Annotated in this window: 22 protein-coding genes; 8 read left to right on the plus strand and 14 right to left on the minus strand. The window is 32.0% G+C overall.

The genetic code is table 11. From position 1 onward, the window contains the following. Positions 1-53 precede the first annotated feature (53 nt). Genes BVC87_RS11180 through BVC87_RS11190 form a run of 3 tightly spaced genes read left to right on the plus strand, consistent with a single transcriptional unit; the run spans position 54 to position 1,771 of the window. Positions 54-1,034, plus strand: coding sequence for a hypothetical protein (locus BVC87_RS11180; protein ID WP_075342465.1), 981 nt, complete (start codon positions 54-56; stop codon positions 1,032-1,034). Beyond that, a complete protein-coding gene (locus BVC87_RS11185; RefSeq protein WP_075342466.1) occupies positions 1,003-1,362 on the plus strand; it encodes a hypothetical protein in 360 nt (119 codons plus the stop codon). The genes BVC87_RS11180 and BVC87_RS11185 overlap by 32 nt, the downstream gene beginning before the upstream one ends. Then, positions 1,349-1,771: a hypothetical protein gene (locus BVC87_RS11190; RefSeq protein ID WP_075342467.1), complete on the plus strand. Its 423-nt coding sequence runs from the start codon at positions 1,349-1,351 to the stop codon at positions 1,769-1,771. Before BVC87_RS11185 ends, BVC87_RS11190 begins: the two co-directional genes overlap by 14 nt. A 311-nt stretch (positions 1,772-2,082) precedes the next feature. Here the strand turns inward: BVC87_RS11190 and BVC87_RS11195 are convergent, their stop codons facing one another. Next, on the minus strand, positions 2,083-3,714 hold the full coding sequence (locus BVC87_RS11195) for a recombinase family protein (protein ID WP_075342468.1): 1,632 nt from the start codon (positions 3,712-3,714) through the stop codon (positions 2,083-2,085). Between the two features lie 608 nt (positions 3,715-4,322). On the opposite strand from BVC87_RS11195, the gene BVC87_RS11200 reads away from it, so the two are divergent. Both BVC87_RS11200 and BVC87_RS11205 read left to right on the plus strand, forming a co-directional pair. After that, the gene (locus tag BVC87_RS11200) at positions 4,323-5,153 is read left to right on the plus strand and encodes a hypothetical protein (protein WP_075342469.1); all 831 of its coding nucleotides are present in this window, start codon (positions 4,323-4,325) and stop codon (positions 5,151-5,153) included. Positions 5,154-5,174: 21 nt separating this feature from the next. After that, entirely contained in the window at positions 5,175-5,399 is a 225-nt protein-coding gene (locus BVC87_RS11205; protein WP_075342470.1) for a hypothetical protein, read from the plus strand. Between the two features lie 5 nt (positions 5,400-5,404). Here the strand turns inward: BVC87_RS11205 and BVC87_RS11210 are convergent, their stop codons facing one another. From BVC87_RS11210 to BVC87_RS11230, 5 genes are all read right to left on the minus strand, one after another. Then, positions 5,405-6,124, minus strand: a complete 720-nt coding sequence (locus BVC87_RS11210; RefSeq protein ID WP_075342471.1) for an N-6 DNA methylase — start codon at positions 6,122-6,124, stop codon at positions 5,405-5,407. 60 nt (positions 6,125-6,184) lie between these two features. After that, positions 6,185-6,457, minus strand: coding sequence for a hypothetical protein (locus BVC87_RS11215; RefSeq protein ID WP_075342472.1), 273 nt, complete (start codon positions 6,455-6,457; stop codon positions 6,185-6,187). A 291-nt stretch (positions 6,458-6,748) separates the two neighbouring features. Beyond that, positions 6,749-7,648 carry a DUF3991 and TOPRIM domain-containing protein gene (locus BVC87_RS11220; protein WP_075342473.1) on the minus strand — a complete coding sequence of 300 codons (900 nt, stop codon included), beginning with the start codon at positions 7,646-7,648 and terminating at the stop codon, positions 6,749-6,751. Positions 7,649-7,650: 2 nt separating this feature from the next. Further along, positions 7,651-8,115, minus strand: a complete 465-nt coding sequence (locus BVC87_RS11225) for a JAB domain-containing protein (RefSeq protein WP_075342519.1) — start codon at positions 8,113-8,115, stop codon at positions 7,651-7,653. 22 nt (positions 8,116-8,137) lie between these two features. After that, a complete protein-coding gene (locus BVC87_RS11230) occupies positions 8,138-8,443 on the minus strand; it encodes a hypothetical protein (protein ID WP_143569766.1) in 306 nt (101 codons plus the stop codon). Positions 8,444-8,667: 224 nt separating this feature from the next. Here BVC87_RS11230 and BVC87_RS11235 point away from each other — a divergent pair, with 224 nt between their 5' ends. Continuing rightward, positions 8,668-9,402, plus strand: coding sequence for a hypothetical protein (locus BVC87_RS11235; protein WP_075342475.1), 735 nt, complete (start codon positions 8,668-8,670; stop codon positions 9,400-9,402). On the opposite strand, the gene BVC87_RS11240 is transcribed toward BVC87_RS11235, so the two are convergent. After that, positions 9,399-9,857 carry a hypothetical protein gene (locus BVC87_RS11240; RefSeq protein ID WP_075342476.1) on the minus strand — a complete coding sequence of 153 codons (459 nt, stop codon included), beginning with the start codon at positions 9,855-9,857 and terminating at the stop codon, positions 9,399-9,401. The two genes, BVC87_RS11235 and BVC87_RS11240, sit on opposite strands and share 4 nt — an antisense overlap. 30 nt (positions 9,858-9,887) lie before the next feature. Continuing rightward, on the minus strand, positions 9,888-10,160 hold the full coding sequence (locus BVC87_RS11245) for a hypothetical protein (protein ID WP_075342477.1): 273 nt from the start codon (positions 10,158-10,160) through the stop codon (positions 9,888-9,890). A 279-nt stretch (positions 10,161-10,439) separates the two neighbouring features. On the opposite strand from BVC87_RS11245, the gene BVC87_RS11250 reads away from it, so the two are divergent. Further along, a complete protein-coding gene (locus BVC87_RS11250) occupies positions 10,440-11,018 on the plus strand; it encodes a site-specific integrase (RefSeq protein WP_159439348.1) in 579 nt (192 codons plus the stop codon). A 65-nt stretch (positions 11,019-11,083) separates the two neighbouring features. After that, on the plus strand, positions 11,084-11,239 hold the full coding sequence (locus tag BVC87_RS23405) for a hypothetical protein (RefSeq protein ID WP_159439349.1): 156 nt from the start codon (positions 11,084-11,086) through the stop codon (positions 11,237-11,239). A 510-nt stretch (positions 11,240-11,749) separates the two neighbouring features. Here the strand turns inward: BVC87_RS23405 and BVC87_RS11265 are convergent. The 6 genes from BVC87_RS11265 to BVC87_RS11290 form a co-directional block, all read right to left on the minus strand. Beyond that, complete coding sequence (locus BVC87_RS11265; protein ID WP_075342481.1) at positions 11,750-12,058, minus strand: type II toxin-antitoxin system RelE/ParE family toxin; 309 nt, start codon at positions 12,056-12,058, stop codon at positions 11,750-11,752. Between the two features lie 3 nt (positions 12,059-12,061). After that, on the minus strand, positions 12,062-12,316 hold the full coding sequence (locus BVC87_RS11270) for a hypothetical protein (RefSeq protein WP_075342520.1): 255 nt from the start codon (positions 12,314-12,316) through the stop codon (positions 12,062-12,064). Between the two features lie 137 nt (positions 12,317-12,453). Continuing rightward, positions 12,454-12,861, minus strand: a complete 408-nt coding sequence (locus BVC87_RS11275; RefSeq protein ID WP_075342482.1) for a hypothetical protein — start codon at positions 12,859-12,861, stop codon at positions 12,454-12,456. 107 nt (positions 12,862-12,968) lie between these two features. Further along, complete coding sequence (locus BVC87_RS11280; RefSeq protein ID WP_075342483.1) at positions 12,969-14,486, minus strand: tetratricopeptide repeat protein; 1,518 nt, start codon at positions 14,484-14,486, stop codon at positions 12,969-12,971. Positions 14,487-14,682: 196 nt separating this feature from the next. After that, complete coding sequence (locus BVC87_RS11285) at positions 14,683-15,120, minus strand: RDD family protein (protein WP_075342484.1); 438 nt, start codon at positions 15,118-15,120, stop codon at positions 14,683-14,685. A gap of 75 nt (positions 15,121-15,195) precedes the next feature. Next, positions 15,196-15,780 (minus strand): Crp/Fnr family transcriptional regulator, encoded by a 585-nt coding sequence (locus tag BVC87_RS11290; protein WP_075342485.1) that lies wholly within the window; start codon positions 15,778-15,780, stop codon positions 15,196-15,198. Positions 15,781-15,938 lie beyond the last annotated feature (158 nt).

The raw sequence follows: 15,938 nt of genomic DNA on the forward strand, positions 1-15,938 counted from the left end.
AAAATACTGAAAGTGTTTTGTTTGATCAAAGAAAGAGAAACTTTTATCATTTTATGGATGAAATACAAAGTGAAATTGAACAACTAGTCAATCTTGTACCAATTTCTTCTATTAGCAGTTGGTTAAAAACTCATGATAAACCACATAGTCATAGCAGTAAGTCAAATTTTATTAAAAATTTAGTTAAATGGGTTAAAAAAGGTGATATTTCTTTAAAAGATATAGAGGATGCTGTAATTGATGTAGAAGAGAATGGAGGAAAAAAAATTAAATTAAAACTAATCAAGAATTTTGATTTATCTAAACTTAAAAAACATTTAAACTCTAAAGGAGTTAGTTTTTCAAAAACTGATAAACTTAGCTTACCTAGTAATGTTCCTTCTAAATTAAATTATATTTATTTAGATGAAGAAAAACAAATATTAAAAATTAAATGGTCAGAGACACAAGAGTCAGCTGAAATTGATTATCAGAAAAAAAGTATAGAAGCTAAAAAGAAAATAATTTTTGTTATTGTAGTTATCGATGTAGAAACAGGATTTACACAAATTCGTTACGATACTCCACAGGATATGCATAGTTACATTAATGAGAAAGAGAAAAAAAAAGATTCACTATATGAGGAGCACTATTTAAAGGAACTAAAGAAAATGCTTCCAGTTACCTTTAAATTAGAAGATTATTATATAGGGGATTTGATGGATTATATACTCAAAAAAGAAAGAAAAAAATTTCGAATTGAAAATGAAAATGTAAAGATTTCTCAAGGAAGTAAACAAAGATATTCAAGAGTAGGTGGTGATATAAGAGATTTAGAAGCAAGACAAGGTGCAGAGATAAATGATGGTAGTAATTGGGTAGTTGACAATTTGACAGGTTATTGGATTAATGAAGAATCTCAAGGTAAATTAGTACGAGATTTGTTTATGCGAATGTCAAAGGTTGATTCAGCGATCAATTTTCATAGGGATTGTTTGTCACAGGAGTTAAATTATGCAATCGATGAAATTAGACAAATTAAAGGAAAAATTTAGAAAATATAGTAGAGAGATCGATAAGCTAGAAGATTATATTTCAACATTAAAACAAGGAGATGTTTTAGATGCCGATGTAATTGCCAAAAGATTAAATACTACTTTTCCAATAGCATTACTAATTTTAGCAAATGCAGAGTCATTAGATATTCTAAGAAAAGGGTATCAAGTTTTTGCAAATGGAACTGATATGCCTTTAGGAGAGTTTGAGAAGGAAAACGAGATACCTGAAGTAATATACAATCCTCATACAAATAGAGAAATAAGTGAGGATAATTTTTATATAGATTTAGTTTACCATCCAGTTTTTAATCTTGAAAAAGTTTAAGTATCATAATCAATATCTTGAAAAAATTGAATTGCTGAGAGCAATTTATGAAGATGCAAAAAGTATTGATCCAGAATATAGGGAAGATTTTATAGAAGAGGCCAAAAAACAATATAATATAGAAAATAAAAAATTTGATGATATGCAATCAGAAGAAAGAAAAAACAAAGAGTGGTCTATTAAAGCAGTTGTTTTCTTTGGTGTAATTTTTATTTTAATACTCTTAGTGATAGCTATATTTATACCTAACCCAACACAATTTCAAATATTTATTTTTAGGATTATTATGGGATTATCTGCAGCAGCAGTTGGAGGTATTATACCAGGTTTTATAGATATTGATTTACCCATTAATAAAGGATATTTAAAAGCTGGAGGAGCTTTAGCATTATTTATTGTTATTTATTAAACCCACCTCAGTTAATAGTTAATCTCTCAAATTGATACTATAAGTTTTTGATAATAGTATTTTTATTATTTCTCGAACTTATAAGTGTAAAACTAGACTTGTGCTTCCAATACTACAAGAATTAACAAGGCTGAATAAGGTTTACTTTGATAGATATCCATAAAGTTTTTTCATATTTAACATACTCAATAGTTATTAAAACTGGTTTAAAAATTATTTACTAAATCTTATCATTGACTTTCAATTGTAATAGACCAGCTTCAAAACTGTTAGTCAGATCAAATTTTAATTCTTAATGATAAATCAAACACTTAAAGTTCAACAATAATTAATTGTCGATCTTTTTGTTTGTGACCAAATCCTGCCCCCGCAACCACCGGAGACAAAACATCTTCACCAGAAACAAAACTTAAAATAGTAGCTAAGTCTCCTTTTAATAAAAGATTGCATTCTCCTTTCTTGTAATTAGGAGAAACTACAATTTCATCAATCAATGATCGTACAACATTAAAAGCCTTTAACCTTGAATAATCTTTTGATGAGAGAGATGTTGTTAATTGTCGTATTTGCTGTTTGTAAAGCGTTGCCATATTCGGCTTAATTTGAATAACATTTTCTTTTTCTAAAAGCTTAATTTCCTCTATTAAATCTTCTTTCTTATGTTCAAGAGGTGGCATTGCTTCTTTCATTGATGGTGAGTACATACCATCCATAATAGCTTTAAGTATGCCATTAATTTTTTTCTCTACTGCTTTCAACTCTTTTTTAGCGTCTCTTATTCTATAATTATGCGTTTCCCTTTGCTTCTTTAAAGCGTTTTTGTATCCATTTGAAAAATCATCTAGAAGCTGATCTGTAATCATATTATTTTCAAGAGCAGACAATATGCGTTTCTCTATATCTTTAAACTTGGCGGTTTGAGAATTAGAACAAGTCCCTCTTTCTCTACGATGCGAACAACCATAACGACCAGAAGCAACAACTGTATATGAACCACCACATTCAGAGCATTTCATTAGTCCACTGAGCAAGTGACGTTTTCTTTTTTGCTGATTTTTAGGCTTTCCTGCGATAGATCGTTTCATTTTTTGAACTTTTTCCCAGACTTCTTGATCTATTATACGTAGTTCAGGAACTTCATTAATAACCCATTCATTTTGAGGATTGAGAATGGCTCTACGTTTTCCTGTATCTGGATTTTTTATAAATTTTTGACGATTATAAACAATTTTACCTGTATATAGCATATTGCATAAGATACCGTTTTGCCTTGCTGGATTTCCGTTGATGGTACTAGCCATCCATTCTCCACCTCTTGGAGATTTTATTCCTTCTTTATTAAGGTCAGATGCAATAACTCTGGCAGATTTACCTAGTAAATATTCTTGAAAAATTCTTCTGATAACAATGGCTTGTTTCGTATTAATTTCACGAAACCCTGAGATTAGTTCGCCATGCTCATCATACTTTTTAACTTTTTTATAACCATATGAAATCCCGCCTGGAATTTTTCCCCTTTCAACGGCTCCTTTTTGCCCTCTACGAGTTTTATCAGCTAAATCCGTTAAATAGATTTGATTAACAGTTCCTTTTAATCCTATGTGTAATGCCGTTACTTCATTATCTGATATGGTGTACATATCGACACCATTGTATTTAAAACGTTTAAAAAGTCCTGCACTATGTTCTTGATCTCTTGAAAAACGAGATAAATCTTCGGCTATAACGCAATCAAAAAGGTTGTCTTCTGAATCCCTAATTAAATTCTGCAAGTCCAAACGATTTACCAAATGACCACCTGAAATGGCTTGATCTTTGTATATTTTGACAATAATTCCATTGCGATTTTTCACCCATTGTGTACATTCTCTGATTTGATCTTCAATTGATGTCTCTTTTTGATGGTCGCTAGAATAACGAGCATAAATAGCAAAACGCTTCATTTTTTCATCTCCTTACTCATCATTATAGCCGCGTTTTCACCTAATAAGTAAGCAATTTTTCTTAGTTTTTCATTAATCCTTTTCCCTTCTTTCGAGGTTAAAAGCGTTGGTTGTTTCACATTTTTATTGGGTTTTCTTTTATCAGTCATAAATAATTAGAAAAGTAAAGGTTAAGGATGTAATGATGTGCTTATTGACTAAGAAAAAGTCCTGCCATTAATAATAGCATTAAGAAACGTTACGGGCGTTTTCGTATCAAAAAGGAATGAGATTTCTAAGAGGTAACCCTCTTAGACGTGATGTCTGTCAGTTTGAATTTTTTTTTGAAGGTAAGATGAAATATCCCAAAAGATCATTTTAATATCAATTTGAACGAGATTAACTTTCAATAAGTACAATATACTTAAGCTGTTATCTTAAAATTATTATATTTACTAACTAACCTAACTGTTAAAATTTTGAAAATTAATAAAGAAAGACTCTCCATAGTGGGGCTTATTCTATAACCTGTTATTACTGTAATAGCTTTTACTTCAAGCTCTTACGAATTATCAGGTAGTCAGAAAATTATTGTTGGCTTAGCCTTATTATTAATTCTAGTTTTATGCTTGTTTTTTATCTTTCAAAGAAAAAAAGAAGTTAAAGATGAGAAACTAGCGTTACAAGAAGATAAAAGAAAACTACAAGACCAAATAGAAAAGCTTAAAAAGGATAAAGAAAAAGAAACTCAATTAAAATATGCAGAAAAATTTGATGATGTTATTTTGGCTGTCTCTAAATTTGTAAATGGCTATACAACTCCTAAGACGATTATAGTTAATTTAGATGAGCTACTAAATAAAATGTCGTCGATTTTTAGAGAATTAAAAGGAGTTGATTGTTGCTTTACTGTTAAAATTATAAAACAAGGTGAAAAAATAGAGACTTTATGCAGAACTGACTCTAAAAACAAAAGATATAATAGAGAAGATTTTCAAAGATACCATTCTGATTTTGAGGATTTTTTAAACAATAACACTGATTTATTTAGTATATTTGGTAAACAAAAACATGAAAATATAAAAGGTAGGTATGTAAGGTTTTTCTCTAATAATCTACCTTTAGAGCAAAATTATAAACATTCTCACCTAGAAAAAACGGATTATCATAATAATGTAAAAAAATTAGTTGATGATCATGGATATAGCATAGAAGAGGCAAGTAACAAACTCTGGAATTTACCTTATAAAAGTACTATTGTAATCCCAATAGGGTTAATGGAAAAAAAACATAATGATCCAGATTTTCAATATATAGGAACAATATGTGTGGATAGTGAAGAAAAAAATGTCTTTAATAAAGGAACAGACATTAGTATACTTCAATCAATAGCAGAAACAATATACGTTACTTTTCGAGCTTCAAATAAAAAAGTTAAATCTGCTGACAGTAAAATATAAAATTAAAATAAAGGGAAGATTATGAGTAATCAAAAAGAGAAAATCGATTTAAGTTTGGAATTCCCTAGTCATATTCCAAAGTCTGACTTTTATCCAGTAAAAAGAACAATTAATGGAAATACAGACACCTTAAATCTCTATATATGGACTGATGAAGATTTAGAAGAAGCAAGAGAGTATGCAAGAAAAGTAAGAGTAGCTAAAGCGGAAGATCCAAATTTTGATATACTTGCATTTGAAGGATGATGAGGTCAAAATAAACTTAATTGCTGAGTAATTCTTGCTTGATTTTCAGATTTCAATTTTATTTTCGGCGGATGTTTCCAAATAAAAGACTGTTCTTTCTCGATAAAAATAATACCTAACCCATTCATATTGATATGCCAACCGCCGTACCATTCCATGGTAAGGCTGTTCATCCATGCGATTTCACCTTTTAAGCCATTCAGGAAGAAATTGAGCGTTGCCATTTTTGCACACGTACGGTCGTTATCAGCACCAAAAAAGTAATTCTTATGATTGATTTTAGCGGCAGATAAAAGCGTACGACCCGATCCACAAGCGGGATCTAAAATGCGTTTTCCTTCTTCTGTCTTTAAACTTGGGAGTATTATACGTGCCATCATTTCACAAACAGGTTCGGGCGTAAAAAACTGCCCATTATGTCCCTTGGTAATGTTCATTGTGAAATACTCCCCTAGTAGATCAGAATATGGTTTATCTAAAATATTGAGTTGTAGAACACCCAAAACTTTAGCAAATTCGTTTAATTCTTCTTTTGAATATGGTTCGATTGTTTCCATGTACAAAGCTTCGTTGCCTTGATCTTTTTCCGTTAATTGGCTCTGAATATTCACGCTGTGGAATGAGCAAATCCCCATAATTAGAAGATCGTTGAACACTCTTGATATTCCGTGCTTACGCCCGATATGTTCAATTGGTTTTGCAAACTCATTAAAAATATTGGTCAAGATATTTTACCTCCATCAAAAATACAGGCAGGGGACAATTCCCCCGCCTGAGTTGTTTTTTTAGTTCTCATAATTAATTTCAAATGCACGTGTAACGATACGCCCATCCACATCAGGGGTAATGGGGCTAAAACTGTCCGACCAAGAAATATAATTCGTGCCTTTTTCACTTACTTTTTGCCAACCCACAGCCAGTTCAATATTTTTGGTTTCACGCGTTTGTTGACCATTTCGATTGGTTTTGTAATAGGCTTTTTCTTGAATTAGACGCCAGTTCGGCATGTTTTCATTGTTGTTTTTTTCTGTGTTTGTCGTTTGATTTTTATCAGTCATGATATTTCCTTTCTTTTAAAAAAATGACCGTTAGGGTATTCACCCCATCGCATGAACCCTTGCCAAGCGGCGAGCGTCACGAAATAACCGCAACTTGTTGCGGTAGTGACCTCGTTTGAAATCAGAAATTTTTCATGTACCGAAATGCTAGGGAATCACGTCAGCTATGCTGGCGTAGATGATCTTGTGTTTCGCAAACATTGAAAAACAGCCGTAGGCGTTACTGATTTTAAAATAAGCTGGTTAAGGGGTTTTTGCTTTGGGACAAAGCTTATGAAGAGGTATGATTGTTTATGAGTTACTCAAAACATCATTCCAATCTGTATCTATATCTTTTGGGCTATGTCGTTTGATGTTTATATTTTGAGAGTTAATTTCAGAGATGATTTTACGGGCTATTAAATCACCACCTCCATTGTTACCTGTGATGATCAAAACACGTTTGAGGTTGGAATACTCATATAATATTTGATGAATAAGGTTCATTTGTTTGCCTGAAATACTGCCCCCTGTTGCGACATAAAATACATGTTTGAGAGAGAACAAAATTTGATAGCTCATGGCATCAATGGGCGCTTCTGAAATTGCCAAAGTCTTATCATCTTCAAACCGATTAGAACACCAAAGCGTTTTTTCGCTCCCATTTGCAAAGACGGAGATATTACCGCCTTTAATTTCTAAGCCGCAAACTTCACCATTCTTAAAATGCGGAAAAATTGCGTTGCCGTATTTATCCTTAAAAATGCATCCTTTAAAGCGTTCAGAACTTATAACCGTATTGGGGATGCCACGGTAATTCAGATAAATATGATCCTTCGCCGCGGTATATTGGGAAAATAGCTTTTTGATCCTGTCAGGCTCATAATTTTTTTCCTGAAGGCAATATTGGGGTTTCTGATTTAAGATAGTATTTCCGCTTGATTGAAATTCATCTAAGATTTCAGGAATGGATTTTCCTGTACGGTTTTGGATGAAGTTGATAATTGTGCCGTTATCCTCATGGTCAAAAACCGAGAAATACATCCAGATACTATTTTTTCTGGAGACCACAATCTTATCTTTTCCATCATTAAACATGACGACCGAATTACGGGTGGATTTTCGTTTGTTGATTTTATATCCAAAACTGGCGGCATAATTAATCAGATTGATGGTGTATTTAATATTTTGTAGGTTTAAACTGTCATCCATGCTCACCCACCCATCAAAAATTCATCGGATAGAGAGCAATAATTGGTGTCGGTCACAATGATGTGATCCAAAATTTCAATATCAAGAAAGGCACTGGCATCTTTAATTTTTTGGGTTAAATCAATATCGCTTTTACTGGGTTTTAGATTTCCGCTTGGGTGATTATGCGCGAGAATAATTCCGCTTGCTTTGGCAAGTATGGCTGTTGCAAATACCAATCTTAGATCAACCACCACGCCATTAATTCCGCCTGATGCAATTGTTGAAACGCCAAGCAAATCGGCATTACGGTCGATGACCATGATTTTAAATTCTTCTTTTAAATTAATGGTGTCGTTATTCCAATGCTGGCGCAATATTTTATACGCATCACTTGATTTTTGAATTTTTGGCAATTGATCGGTTTTGATTTTGTGCCGGTAAACCAATTCAACCAAAGGGATGGTTTCTTGTTTTGTTGTATCCATTTTTTTTACTCCTTCACTCATATTATTGGCAGTCCTGAAAGACGGTTGATGCGATAGCGATAAAGTTCAAATTATTAGGGCGATCACCAATAATAAGTTGATTAAGGATAGCTTCGGAATAAGCTTCAACCGCCAATTCCCAATCGATTTCGATATCATCGATAATGCCTATCAGATCGTGAAATACCTTGGAGGCTTCGGTGCAGGTCGTCCAAATGGCATGACTATCACCATCCATGTTGTTGGTGATCATGGCGATATGATCTGGGTTTTCGAAAAAATGCCCAGAGATTTTAGATACAATTGTTCCATAGAAAATATGACTCATACGTTTCTCCTTGTTTAAGTCGTTGATTTGATTTTGGAATGAAAATGTACGTGTGTTTATGATTGAATGATTTGCATTCGCACACGCTTTGATTGCTGAGGCTTCTACGCCGTAAAAATTAAGGAAAGGTTAATTTTAGAAAAAAATCGCTCATTCGTTTATGTTTAGAAAGTGTTAAGTCTTAAGGTGTAGAATGATAGTGACTGGTATTTCTGGGGGTATACATGTCTGAGAAAAATAGCGAAAACGACTTCAATAAATTCCAAGGTGAATTATCGGGCAGTCGTTCTGGTATGTCCTCTGGCACGATTGCGGGTGAAATGGCGAAGCGTGACAAGCGTACGCTTGAGCAGAAAAAAGAGAAAAATCGAGAGTTATTATTAAGCCAAGCGGAACAAGCGCATTTTGATTTGATGCATTTGATTGATCAGCGTTTGGACGCCATCCACGAGGCGATGCAGAAAAACCGTGATGAATGGGATGTACGTGCCAACCGATTAAATGATATTGATGATCTATTACAAGAGGTCAAAGATGGTGGTGAGTTGGATCTGGCACGCGCCAATACATTGATTACAGGGGCAGGTAAAACCATTTCAGACAATGCCACATCGGCGGATTATTATCGGATTTTAATTGAAATAAAAACCGATGATTTGGAACGGATTGAAACGTTGGATGAAAGCTTCGTAAAATTAGAAGAGGGTGAGAATTTCTATCGCAAGATACAAGAGCAAGCCAATACGATCCATAATGATCAACGTTTGAATGAACAAGACCGCTTGGCTGCCTATGCACGACTTAACGCAGAGGCGGGGAAAGCCAATTTTGTTGAAGCCGCATTAGGGATTGAAAATCAAAACCAAAAAATTGAGATGGCAGATACTGTAAAAACAGATCACACCCATAATATTCAAAACTCAGCAAATAAAATATCTGACATGAAGCTGAACTTTTAATGTTCCAATGTTTGTAATTTTTCCTTCGGATGTGCTTTTTTAAAATCACGTACGGCTTCTGGTAACATCGCTACAAATTCCTCGACATTAAAAATTCCATGTTGACGACCGTTAACAAAATAGGCAAAAGCATATCCCGTCTTTTCATCCGTGATGTCGGTAAAGAACTTATGAGGAATGCCTTTCTCTGTTAATTTTTCTGAAAGCCGATCTTTAAAGATGTTGAAATCCTCAGTGTTTTTTCGACCATGAATAACTGTTATGCCCAGTTCAGGAAACAGTTTTGTATATCGCGCCGCTTGAAATATAAAGTTTGGTTCCGCATTCACTTTTTTCATTTTCTCTTTATAGGTCAAACTGTCTGCGGTGTACGTGTTTTTATTTTGCCCGTACGTGTTTGTAAAAACACTTGCGGCAATCAGGCTTAGGGCTAAGGTTCGTTTTTTAAATCTCATATGTTCTCCTGTTTTTGATGAATAATTTTTTTAAGAAAAGATGGCTTCTAAGATTGATTTGATAAAGCTCCAAACCGCTTGCCTGATCACGTTATTAATCAGGATGATCGCAAGAATAAAAATCAGTTTAAAAATGGCATCGGCGAGCTGTCCTACGAATTGTCCAATTCCACCAAGGACGATTGCGCCAAGGATGAGCCCGAAAACCCCGCCGTTATTGTATCCAAATATTGCGCCCGATATCGCGCCAATAGGCATTAAGATGTTTTCGAAAAAACCACCTTCGTTTTGTTTTTCATTCATTTTTTGAAATTTTAATGATTGTGTTTCAGGGTTAAGGCGGCGTATACGCCCAAGTTTTTGAAAACTTTTTGCCTTAATCTGCTGAACGTGTCCGAAAATTAGATATACCCTGCCATTATGAGTGGATTTTGAAGGTGTTCAGCCCTAGGGATGGAAGAAATCTTGCGTTAAAACGCCTTTTTTTCATCAAAATCGGAAAAAAAACATCTTTTTATTTGAAAAATTGTCCGAATATATCTAATAATCGGACAATGAACTTTGATAACTAAAACGATGATGATGTATAAAACAAAGCTTTCTTTGCATGATGCGAATGGACAACGAAAATATTTAAATGAGGCGGAGCTTCGCCGATTTTTGGCGTGCACAAAAAATAAACCTGTACATATAAGGTTGTTTTGCCAGTTGCTGTTTTATACGGGCGCGCGGATTTCTGAAATTCATAATTTGAGCGTTGATCGTTTGGATTTTGCCAATAAAACTGTTGTGCTAGAAACTTTGAAAAAGAGACGTCGCGGCGTGTTTAGAGAAATCCCATTACCCGATTTTTTATTGGAAGATTTGGAGACATACACCCAAAATTTACAAACCTCTGATCCTTCGGGGAGGCTGTGGAATTTTTCTCTGCGCACCGCATCACGCTATGTGAAAACCATCATGGATGAAGCTCAAATTGATTGTGTACGGGGCAGTTCGAAATCCCTTCGCCATGGCTACGCCGTGAATGCCGTACAAAAAGTACCGATTACTTTGGTTAAAAAATGGTTGGGGCATTGCAATTTAGAAACGACCGCAATTTACCTTGATATTATTGGATCTGAAGAGCGCGTAATCGCAAAAACAGTTTGGGTGATGTGATGAAAGAGAAGGATATTTCGTTGATGTATAAAAAACTGCATGAATTAGAAAAAGAGCTTATCCAGATGAACGGGTTAATGTTGGCTTTACAAAAACTTCCACCTGATGAGAACGCACACACTTGCGTTGCCAATGAATTGGAAGAAAGGCTAGAACGTTTTAACAAACAGTTTTATGAGTTTTGGAGAATGGTATCAGAGGATTTACTGAAAAAACCTTGAAATATCATTTTTGTGATTGTTGTTAGATGAAATTTTCTCTTTTATCTTCTTCTTAATCCAATCGCGACTTTTAATGATTGATTCAATTAGTAGGGATAATAACGGGAACAAAAGCCAAAATAAAAATATCCAAACATTCAAAAAACTTTGAACTAAAAAAACAGAAATCAAAAGGATAAACTATAAGTTTAAAAATCCTGTATTGAGTTATCTTTTTAGTTTCCCTAGTAAAATTGGAAATAGATTTTAATCCTGAATAACAAAACCATTTAGTAAAATCGTATTTGATATCTTCTAACATTTTAATTTGGTTTACAGTGTTTTAAATATACTAAAAACCAATGTTATAAAGAATAAAAATCTAAATTCATTTTACACACAAATTCTGCTCTTAATCCTTTTTATAATTGTTATGAGATCAAATTTATTGTTTAAGACCATTGAATAAACGTATTATACCACATTATTTTACAATATGTCAAGTGTTTTTTCGAAAAATATGTACTTTTTTTAGAGCAATCTATTTTTTAGCCTTTGAACGAGGTTCATGCGTTCGTGCAGAATGGCAATAACAATCATAAGATCATTTTCTCTTGTTATGCCAAAAACATAATGTTTGCCTGACTTAACCATTCTTAATTTTGGGTGAATATCTGTTAACTGTTTATAGTGTCCCATGCCCAAGGCAAGCTGTTCGGTATCTTCTTGTAATTGAGTAACATATTTAAGTATTTGATCTTCCCCGTGTTTACGTATGGTGTATTCAACGATATTTTCAAGATCAAGCTCTGCCTCAAAACTTAGTACGAAAGACGACATAAATTAATTGTCTAGATTTTTAGTTTTGGACTTTGCAATGTCTAACATTGATTTTTCAGATAGATTTCCCGCTTCGGCAGATTGGATACGATTATTAAGAAGTGTTTGTAATTCCGACCACGCGGCATCCTCATCATTTGATTTTCCTTCAAACAACTTCTCCAAAATAAAATCTTTGATGGTTTTACCATGTAAAGCCGCCAAGGCTTTTATTTGTTTGTGCTGTGCACCTGTAACATCAATAACTAAACGGCTCATATTCATTCACTTTTATTCATACTATAAGTATAACAAAGATAATTAATTTGTACAAATGTACATTTGAATGTTTGTATAAAATGATATGTTTATCGCTCCATATCCATTGAGTAACGTATTTATTTAATATTTAAAGATTACTCATGATCTAATTTCCATGTTAAAATATCCCATAGCCAATTTTTTTTAATATCATTCCTTTTTAAATAATGATTTTTGTTAAAGTCATACATATCCTGCATATTCCTAAGCTTTCGGATTAACCGGCAATATAAAATAAGGCTGTTTAGAAGAAAAATTGTAATTACTATTATCACTACTAGCATCATTAAAGCTAAAGAGTTAATTGCTTGATTTTTATTTAATAAATGTAAATTTTCTAAGCCTACTAATATAAAAGCCAAGATGTGGCTTATGAGTACAGAAGTTAATCCCAAAGGAGCAGTTTTAGATAGAAAGGAATGATATAATTCTGTTAACTGTTTTGCTGTAAGTAAATCATTGGTGTACTTTTTTTCTTTTATAAGTGTTTCTTCTTTATGCATAACAATATTTAATTATGAGTTTTAACTTTTTAATCTAAAAGATCTTTATTATCAGTATTCAATTCATTATTTGTTTGCTGTTCTCTTAAAGGTTTGTATAATTTAAATTACTTTTTTTCGATAAAGTACATTTGTCTAATATCATAAAGTGTTCTCACATCGTTTTTATCCTTTGCCAACTTAGATGCTTTTTTAAACCAGTCAAATGCATCTTCAGTTTGTTGTAATATCATAGAATAGATAGTTAATCTAAGATATTGCTTAAATAAATTTTCATTTTGAGTAATATTTTTTATAGCCTGTATCATATAGAAATTTGAGGCGAGGTTATGCTTGTTTTTTTTAAACTCTAAGAATGCGCTAAGGGCTAAGGTATTGGCATTTGGAATGGTTTTACGCCTAGCTTTAGTCGTCCAGATATATGCTTCTTTGTATTTTTTCTCTTGAAGGAAAATTAGAGCTTTTTTATAAAAGTTATTAGCTATCATTTTATTATTATCCTTAATAAATTGTAGTTGAATCTCAAGAATTTTTCTCTGTTGAGGATAATTTTTAACCATGCCATAAAGGCTTATGAGTGTTTCGAAAATGTCTAATATATCTTCTTTTTTCAGTGAATCCTCGATTGCTATTTTCATTGCCTTTTTAAAATGATTAATAGATTCATTATTATCATTTTTAAAAAAATAAATCTGACCTAAATAATAGTGATAAGAAAAAGTACTGATACTTTTTTCGGTTATTGCTCTAAATAGGTGGTCTTCTATAGATTTTAAGATCGTTTTGTTTTCTTGAGAATTGGTGAAGTTGAAATATTCTTGGCCACTGCCCAGCCGAGATCTATTAATCAGAAAAGGTAATAATTTAGTTAGCTTGGCAATATTTTGAATGTTTTTATTAGTCTTATATCTTTTTGAATAAGTATCAATAAGTAATAAGTCATTTTTATCAAGCATGTACCCTTTTTCAAGGATGAGTGAACTTACGAGCCCTAGTAAAAATATTTCTGGTTTTGAGGTTGTTACAGTATTTAAAATTAGACTTGTTTTTTCTTTTACCATTTCATATTTGCCATACCCCAGGTATAATGCCAATAAAAAACCTTCATAAATTTTATAGTTTTCAATACTAGAATTTAATCCTAGATTGATTAACGTATAGCCTTCAAAATCAAAATTTAATCCTAATTCCTTTTTTACTAGAGCCAGTTTTATATAGTGCTTAATACTATCATTAATAGTTTTCTTTTGAGTTAGTAGATCAAGGCTTTTTTTGTGAATTTTTTTAGATAGTTCAATGTTTTTTATAACCTTATAATATCTAGCAAGTTCCATTAAAATATCTTCATTATCTGGATTAGCTTTATATTTCTTAAGTAGTTTTTTATAATGCTTTTTGTCTGAAGTCTTTAACTCTAAATTATGAGAGGCTAAATCTGAGTTGAGTTGAAAATTTACAAATTGAGTATTTTTAAAAGTTTTCTCAATAATAAGAAGAAGTTTTTCGGAATCTTCACGAACCTTATCATGATTTAACTTATAATTCTGAGCTTTGCAAAGATGTGTTGATAGTAATATAAATACAGTAATTGTAGTTTTAGAATTAACAAGAATAGTCTTTAACATTTTTTAAAAAATAAGATTAAAAATTTCACTTTTCATAAATTGTAAATAGTTATATCCAATTTTTATTGGTTTTGATTTATTTTTAGATTATTGAAATTTTCTTTATGAAATTAAGGACTTACAGGTGTATTAATTTCTTATGGTCTAGCTTAAGATTATTAGGAATATTTTTTCAATATCTATTTAGATGATATTTTTACTTTTCTAAAACTAGACAATCACTGAGCATATCATGGAGAGCCTGTTTTTTTTCTGGATAACCAGCCATAATATACCCTATAGAAAATGTTAATCCAGATACTATTTTAAGGAAAAATCTTTTGTTAGCCTTACTTAAATTAATTCTATTTCCATTTTTATCAGTTACATAAATTCCTACAGCTATTTTGCCTATGGTTGCTTTTAAAGGAGAGCTTTCCATACCAGAAAAATAACTCCACCTAACAAAAAAGAGATAAAATATCCAAATGATATGTGCAGTTTTATCGGCGTCTTGATTATATTCAGTAAAACTTAAAGTATCAAATATATACCATTTCATTGAGCCCGAGAAAAAGATTATTAATACGTTATCGATGATTGAAGCTAAAAACCTTTTCCAAAAACCTGCAAATTGAAAAAATTTGTTATCCATTCTTTTAATTTTTATTGTACTGATAAAATTATGAAACCGATACAAATTTTAAATTAATCTGAATTAAGAAAACAATTAGTTTCGTTGAAAGTATTCTTTTTTAATTTTACTAAAAGTAGGAGGAGTCATAGCTAAATAGGACGCTAATAATTTTTGAGGGATTTCTAATAAAAAACGTTGGGCATTTATATCCATTTCCATGAATAACTTAAATCTATCGGAAGCGCTTAAATGTTGTAAAATAAAGCTTCTATTTTCTCTTCTTAAAAAGGAGGTCTCTATTGATCTTATGTAGATTAGTGAAAATATAGGGAGAGTAAATAGTTTTTCAAAATCTTCTTTGTAGAAATAGATTAGCTCTACATCAGTAACAGCTTCTTGGACCTCATTAGAAGGGATTTCTTCTAAATAACTTTTTAAGGCATTAAAAAACATACCAGAAATTTTTATGTCTATAGTATATACGTAATCATCAACCATAATATACTGATGGACAATTCCAGATGCTACAAAAGAATATTGACGATCTATTTCTCCTTGGTTAAGGATTATATCCCCTTTAGAATATTTTTTCGTTTTAAGAATATTCTTTAATGGTTCAAATTGTTGTGGTGATATTAAGAATAGTCTATGCAAAACATCATAGATATTTTGTTTCATGTTGTGAAAATATCATTTTATTTTCACAATACAAAAGCTTGGATTATTGTCTCTCATTGAAAAGTTTTTTTAATGAAAACCTTATTCAAGATTACTGTAGTGTTTTTTAATTATTGGTAAGTTGGTATCTAAAATGTTCAGATGCTCTGTCTAAGATG

The sequence above is a fragment of the Tenacibaculum agarivorans genome (genome assembly GCF_001936575.1).
GTDB classification, from domain to species: domain Bacteria; phylum Bacteroidota; class Bacteroidia; order Flavobacteriales; family Flavobacteriaceae; genus Polaribacter; species Polaribacter agarivorans.

Coding starts and splice junctions, on each gene's coding strand:
- BVC87_RS11205 (WP_075342470.1), top strand. CDS start 5,175: ATGAGTAATCAAAAAGAGAAAATCGATTTAAGTTTGGAATTCCCTAGT.
- BVC87_RS11270 (WP_075342520.1), bottom strand. CDS start 12,316: ATGAGCCGTTTAGTTATTGATGTTACAGGTGCACAGCACAAACAAATA.
- BVC87_RS11285 (WP_075342484.1), bottom strand. CDS start 15,120: ATGGATAACAAATTTTTTCAATTTGCAGGTTTTTGGAAAAGGTTTTTA.
- BVC87_RS11290 (WP_075342485.1), bottom strand. CDS start 15,780: ATGAAACAAAATATCTATGATGTTTTGCATAGACTATTCTTAATATCA.
- BVC87_RS11265 (WP_075342481.1), bottom strand. CDS start 12,058: ATGTCGTCTTTCGTACTAAGTTTTGAGGCAGAGCTTGATCTTGAAAAT.
- BVC87_RS11180 (WP_075342465.1), top strand. CDS start 54: ATGGATGAAATACAAAGTGAAATTGAACAACTAGTCAATCTTGTACCA.
- BVC87_RS23405 (WP_159439349.1), top strand. CDS start 11,084: ATGAACGGGTTAATGTTGGCTTTACAAAAACTTCCACCTGATGAGAAC.
- BVC87_RS11230 (WP_143569766.1), bottom strand. CDS start 8,443: ATGAGTCATATTTTCTATGGAACAATTGTATCTAAAATCTCTGGGCAT.
- BVC87_RS11275 (WP_075342482.1), bottom strand. CDS start 12,861: ATGCATAAAGAAGAAACACTTATAAAAGAAAAAAAGTACACCAATGAT.
- BVC87_RS11220 (WP_075342473.1), bottom strand. CDS start 7,648: ATGGATGACAGTTTAAACCTACAAAATATTAAATACACCATCAATCTG.
- BVC87_RS11195 (WP_075342468.1), bottom strand. CDS start 3,714: ATGAAGCGTTTTGCTATTTATGCTCGTTATTCTAGCGACCATCAAAAA.
- BVC87_RS11235 (WP_075342475.1), top strand. CDS start 8,668: ATGTCTGAGAAAAATAGCGAAAACGACTTCAATAAATTCCAAGGTGAA.
- BVC87_RS11225 (WP_075342519.1), bottom strand. CDS start 8,115: ATGGATACAACAAAACAAGAAACCATCCCTTTGGTTGAATTGGTTTAC.
- BVC87_RS11245 (WP_075342477.1), bottom strand. CDS start 10,160: ATGAATGAAAAACAAAACGAAGGTGGTTTTTTCGAAAACATCTTAATG.
- BVC87_RS11280 (WP_075342483.1), bottom strand. CDS start 14,486: ATGTTAAAGACTATTCTTGTTAATTCTAAAACTACAATTACTGTATTT.
- BVC87_RS11185 (WP_075342466.1), top strand. CDS start 1,003: ATGAAATTAGACAAATTAAAGGAAAAATTTAGAAAATATAGTAGAGAG.
- BVC87_RS11215 (WP_075342472.1), bottom strand. CDS start 6,457: ATGACTGATAAAAATCAAACGACAAACACAGAAAAAAACAACAATGAA.
- BVC87_RS11240 (WP_075342476.1), bottom strand. CDS start 9,857: ATGAGATTTAAAAAACGAACCTTAGCCCTAAGCCTGATTGCCGCAAGT.
- BVC87_RS11250 (WP_159439348.1), top strand. CDS start 10,440: ATGTATAAAACAAAGCTTTCTTTGCATGATGCGAATGGACAACGAAAA.